Below are 4,867 nucleotides of genomic sequence, written 5' to 3'. Positions count from 1 at the left end.
ATTCGCGGATGCCGCCGGGCTCGAGGTACATGTTCACTCCGGCGATCTCGTCGGAGATGTGGAAATCCTGCTTGGTGAGCTCCCGCGCCCACCCGCCGCGCTGCACCCGGCGGGGTGAGATGTTGAACGAGGACCAGAAGAACGGCTGCGTGCTGATGTCCGTCGCCGGCGCGTGCATCTGGTTCGGGAACTGCGACTCGATGACCTCGTTCTGCGGCCCGGTCATCGTGTTGCTCTGCGGGCGGTCGGCGATGTTCACCTCCCCCTCCTGGGGCAGATCAGGGTTACCCAACGAGGGGACCTCGTGACCGAGAGGGGTGTTTTCTGAAGTGTCCATGGTGCTCCTCTTCTGGCTTTTCCGGACGTTGACATGGAGCCTCCCGTACGAAGCACGATCTCGGAACAGATAGGTGACGGAAGCGCTCTCGACTCTCGTCGCATGACCGCGCAGGAGCTGAGCGATTGCATGGATCGCGACCCCTCAGGAGGTTTCATGCCGTCATCCGCTCATGCTCTCGCTCACCGCTATCCCCTACTGGAGACGGTTCCGGCTTCAACTGCCCTGGCTCTCGTCTCGGGGCTGCTCAACGCTTGGACTTTCGGTCAGGTAGGCACATTCGCAACCGTTCAGTCGGGGAACCTTCTCTCCATCGGCTACTTCCTTGCTGACGGGAACCTATCGCGGGTGATTCTCGCCGCGACAAGCGTCGTAGTGTTCGCGTGCGGCGCCTTCGCGTGCAGCATCTACGTACTTTGGCGGCAACGGCTGAATCGGACCTATTCGGCTGAGATCCTCCTCTTCGAGCTCGCCATCATCACCGTTCTTGCGATCCTCGTGGCGACCGTGGACGTCAGCCCGTGGGCGGTCGCCTGGACGGTGAGTTTCGTTGCAGGCGTCCAAGGCAACGCATTCCACCGCGAGGACGGGATGCTATACGGGAACATTGCAGTCACCTCCGTCGTGCAGATGGCGGCGAGCCTGGTGGGACGCGCGGCAGGAGCCCGCATCTTCGATGACGGACAACCTCATATGCGTCCAGCCGGCGCATATCTCGTCGTTCTTGTTGCGTTTCTTCTTGGCGGCGGCGCAGGATTCAGCGTCGATCAGGTCATCTCAGGCGCATCACTCGGCGCGGCCGCGACGGTGATCCTTGTGCTTCTCATCTGCGCCGCCAGGACTCGTGGTCCCGTCGATCCCTCCCAGAACAACCCGACCCCATAGCTGGTCTTGCCCGGGGAGGCGCGAGAACATCGCCGTCTCCGTCTGCGTTTACTTGGTCGTGTCAGGAGTCGGGACACTTCCTCACCCGTGTCAGGCCGAGCAGTAGCTGAGCCCATGACTTCCGCGTAGCGAACTCAGGTCGGGCCGAAGACGATGCGCCCGCCGAAGAGCGTGGCGATGTTACGGGTCTTATAGATCTCCTCAGCTGGCGCACTGAAAGGGTTCCGATCTGCAATCGCAATGTCGGCTCGCGCTCCTTGCTCCAGGACGCCGGAACCGCCCACACCCAGTAGGTGGTGTGATCCTTGCGTGTAGGCCTGCAGCGCAATATCCAAGGGTAGGGCTTCTTCTGGATTCAGCGGCAGCGCGTCGCTGTCGCGCAAGCAACGAGTAGCCGCGACGTGAATCGCTTGCCACGGATCGAAGCTTGAGACGGGCCAATCCGACCCCATGGCTAACGCAACCCCTGACCGGTACATCGACCCGAATGGGTACTGCCAGGCAGCTCGGCGAGGACCAAGCGCGGGCGCCGTGAGGTCAAGCATCTGCGTCTCGTTACACGCCCACAGAGCTTGAGCGTTCGCTGTCACCCCGAGCTCGAAGAAGCGCGGAATATCTTCAGGCCGCACAACTTGGACGTGAGCGATGTGATGTCTCAACTCGCTCGTTCCGCGGGGTCCCTGATCGACTGCGTCAAGGGCGTCGGTGACTGCGCGATCCCCGATGGCGTGGAAATGGAGAGCGAAACCTTCGTCGATGAGCGCACGAACAAGGGCGTGAAGCACCTCTGCAGTGAAATGGGACACCCCGCGGTTCGTACCGCACCGGCATCCATCCACGAGATACGGATCGTGTAGCGCCGCCGTCCCATTTTCTGCAACGCCGTCCAACATGATCTTGGCAGTGGAGGTTTCGAATCCGACGAGCCGGTTCTCGGCTCGACGGCCTAGATTCCACACGTGCCGAAGAATCAGTTGCGGACAGACCCCCAATGCTCGATTCCCGCATCGTCGTGGTCCAACCTGGCCTGAGCATCTCAAGACTGCGAGCGAAGCTCGAATCCGGGGATCAAAGTGCTGGTCAAGTCCGCGAGTACCTCACGTTCCTCCACAATGCCGTCGGAGGACTAAGCCGTCTCGCGGTCGTCTGCTCGGCGTAGCCGCCACGCAAGCTGAGTCATGCTGTCCAGGACTGGCTCGGAGCAGCGGTAGGTCTAGCGACAGCCCGCTCCGATGCCAACAGAACCACCATGAAGAACGGGGGTTGGCAATTACTACTGGACGTGGGTCGGGAACTCAACACCAAGAACGTTGGCGATACCCGCCCTGTCGAGAGGGATCTCTCGTAGTTGCGCTCCCTGCAGGAAGGTCCAGGCTACTCGCTGGACTCGCGCCAGCCCACCACACGGTGCATACGCCTTCCCCGGTTGAGGTGTTTCAGAAACGACCGTTTCTGCGACATGCAGCGAATCCGCGGACAGGACATGAATCTGGCGGGATTTTTGTCGCACAACCCGTCTCGCATTCAACGGTGCAATAGCTGACGCGCGCCACGAGTTTCGCTACAGTTCCGTCATGGGCCAGGTCTTTGGCTATGCAAGGGTCTCAACGAGCGAGCAAAACTCGCAGATGCAGTTTGATGCATTGCTCGAAGCGGGCTGCGACCGGATTCTCACGGAGAAGGCGTCCGCAAGTGGAGAGCGCCCGGAGCTCGCCCACCTCTTTGACCTTCTCCGACCTGGCGACACGGTCGTCGTCTGGAGGCTGGACCGGTTGGGACGCTCTGTCCATGACCTCATTGAGCTAATTGACGGCCTGCACTCCAAGGGTGTCACTCTGAAGTCGCTGCGGGAGACCATCGACACCAGTTCCGCTGGCGGCCGCCTTGTCGTTCATGTCTTCGCTGCCCTCGCCGAGTTCGAGCGCGATCTCATCCGCGAGCGCACTGTCGCCGGTTTAGCGTCTGCACGAGCTCGCGGACGACTTGGCGGACGTCGACCGGCGCTTTCCGCCGACCAAGCCCGGGTTGCGCGCTCTGCGTACAACACTGGACAGACGTCGGTTAACGACATCGCTGCGGCGCTCGGCGTCAACAGATTCACCATCTACCGCGAACTCAAGCGTCCCGAACGGCCGTGAGCAAGCGCGGTCCGATTAGAACGTTCGAATACGGACTGTCGCCAACCGACGCGCCGCCCGCCTTCCTCTGCGCTCCCCCAATCCCCAGCTCCACGGCGCACATCCACGTAGTGTGCTTGCGGTTCTGCCGCGATGCTCGCGCCGGGATCCTGATCGACGGCCGAGGGCTCTTCCCATAACCCTCTTCCATAACCCATGGAAGAAAATCCTGAACCTCGGTACTCTGCATCCGTGGGCGAGGTTTTCGGCTACATTCGGGTGTCACCCGGCTCCTTGAGCATGCGGCTCCAGTTCGACGAGTTGCGTGCCATTAGCCGCGACCATATGCCCTACTTCGAATCGGTCTCGCGAACGGGCCCTCGCCCCGCATTCAGAGAAATGCTGGGACGGCTTCAGGCAGGGGACGTCGTGCTGGTTGTACGACTTCACGCGCTCGGTCGATCAACCCATGAGCTCATCGATACCGTCGAAACGCTCGCCCGAAGGGACGTCATCATCCGATCCCTCCACGAGGACCTCGACACCGGCACTGAGAGCGGAAGAGCCTTCCTTCGAGATATTTCCAGGCTCAGAGAGTTCGAGCGAGATCTCGTGCACGACACCGCAGCATCAGGACTGGTGGCCGCTCGAAAGGCAGGACGAGTAGGCGGCCGGCCCCGCAAGATCACCGCCGACCAAGAGCGGATGGCCATCCTGATGCGGGCGGGCGGCGACCTGAGTGTGACCCAGATTGCAACGGCACTCGGCCTAGGGCGGTCGACTGTTTACCGGGCAATCAATCGCGCCCGGATGTGATCATCGGCCACAACTGCAGCCCGAGGCCCTCCTCGAGCTTCGCGATTGTGTACATGTCGGGCCAGACTTCACCATCCAAGATCGCATGAAGGGTCTGGTGGTTCAACCCGCAAGCCGCGGCGGCGGCACGAACGCTTTGCCTCTCGCCGAGAGCCTTCCTCAGAGAACGTGCGAATGAGGCCGCGACTCGCCCAGCCGAATCGGATGTCCTTCCCGTGGGCCAGGGGGACACAAGATCGGCTGGACGAGGCCGCGGCTGCATAGGCATACCTGATCCAGCGGCACATCCTCGAACTCCGTCTCAACAAGAGGCTCGGTGTCTCGGATTGCTGACCGTTGTCCACGTCTCGTGTGCCTATCGCAGGTTTCGCGAGCGCCTACAACGTGTGCCGCGTCGACCAACCTGGCGCGAAACTGCCGTAGTTGGCTCAAGACCCGCCTGAAGTCAGAACATCGGCGATACCGCCGATGCGTCTTAGAAGTTGGCACAGTCTTAGAGCCCCGGAATATCAAGGAATGACCGACCGCAGTGTGTCGCGCGAGATGGGACTTGCTCAGAGCCACGGGCGTCAAACGCAGGCCGCAGAGCCGCGTCGTAACCAGGACGTGCTGGACAGTCCGGACCGCCGTAGCGACCCGGATTGTGCAGGCTCACCGGGCGCGGGGCTCGGTGATATTCGCCGGGCAGATCGGAGAGCTGCCCGGCGTCCCC

General features: G+C 61.9%; 4 protein-coding genes and 1 pseudogene. 3 read left to right on the top strand and 2 right to left on the bottom strand.

Annotation, left to right across the window (positions count from 1 at the left end):
* Positions 1-337: pseudogene (locus ACNPM4_RS11240) on the bottom strand (cupin); the annotation flags it as partial.
* Between the two features lie 102 nt (positions 338-439).
* On the opposite strand from ACNPM4_RS11240, the gene ACNPM4_RS11235 reads away from it, so the two are divergent.
* Entirely contained in the window at positions 440-1,222 is a 783-nt protein-coding gene (locus ACNPM4_RS11235) for a YoaK family protein (RefSeq protein ID WP_448985763.1), read from the top strand.
* 134 nt (positions 1,223-1,356) lie between these two features.
* On the opposite strand, the gene ACNPM4_RS11230 is transcribed toward ACNPM4_RS11235, so the two are convergent.
* Positions 1,357-2,181 (bottom strand): amidohydrolase, encoded by an 825-nt coding sequence (locus tag ACNPM4_RS11230; protein WP_448985762.1) that lies wholly within the window; start codon positions 2,179-2,181, stop codon positions 1,357-1,359.
* A 615-nt stretch (positions 2,182-2,796) separates the two neighbouring features.
* Between ACNPM4_RS11230 and ACNPM4_RS11225 the strand changes: the two genes are divergently transcribed.
* Together ACNPM4_RS11225 and ACNPM4_RS11220 are read left to right on the top strand one after the other, a co-directional pair.
* Positions 2,797-3,360 carry a recombinase family protein gene (locus tag ACNPM4_RS11225; RefSeq protein WP_448985761.1) on the top strand — a complete coding sequence of 188 codons (564 nt, stop codon included), beginning with the start codon at positions 2,797-2,799 and terminating at the stop codon, positions 3,358-3,360.
* 231 nt (positions 3,361-3,591) lie between these two features.
* The gene (locus tag ACNPM4_RS11220) at positions 3,592-4,155 is read left to right on the top strand and encodes a recombinase family protein (RefSeq protein WP_448985760.1); all 564 of its coding nucleotides are present in this window, start codon (positions 3,592-3,594) and stop codon (positions 4,153-4,155) included.
* Positions 4,156-4,867: the final 712 nt, after the last annotated feature.

It is taken from the genome of Microbacterium umsixpiens, from assembly GCF_053543675.1.
Note: the sequence above shows the minus strand (reverse complement) of the source record. Positions and strands in the feature narration are given on the sequence as shown.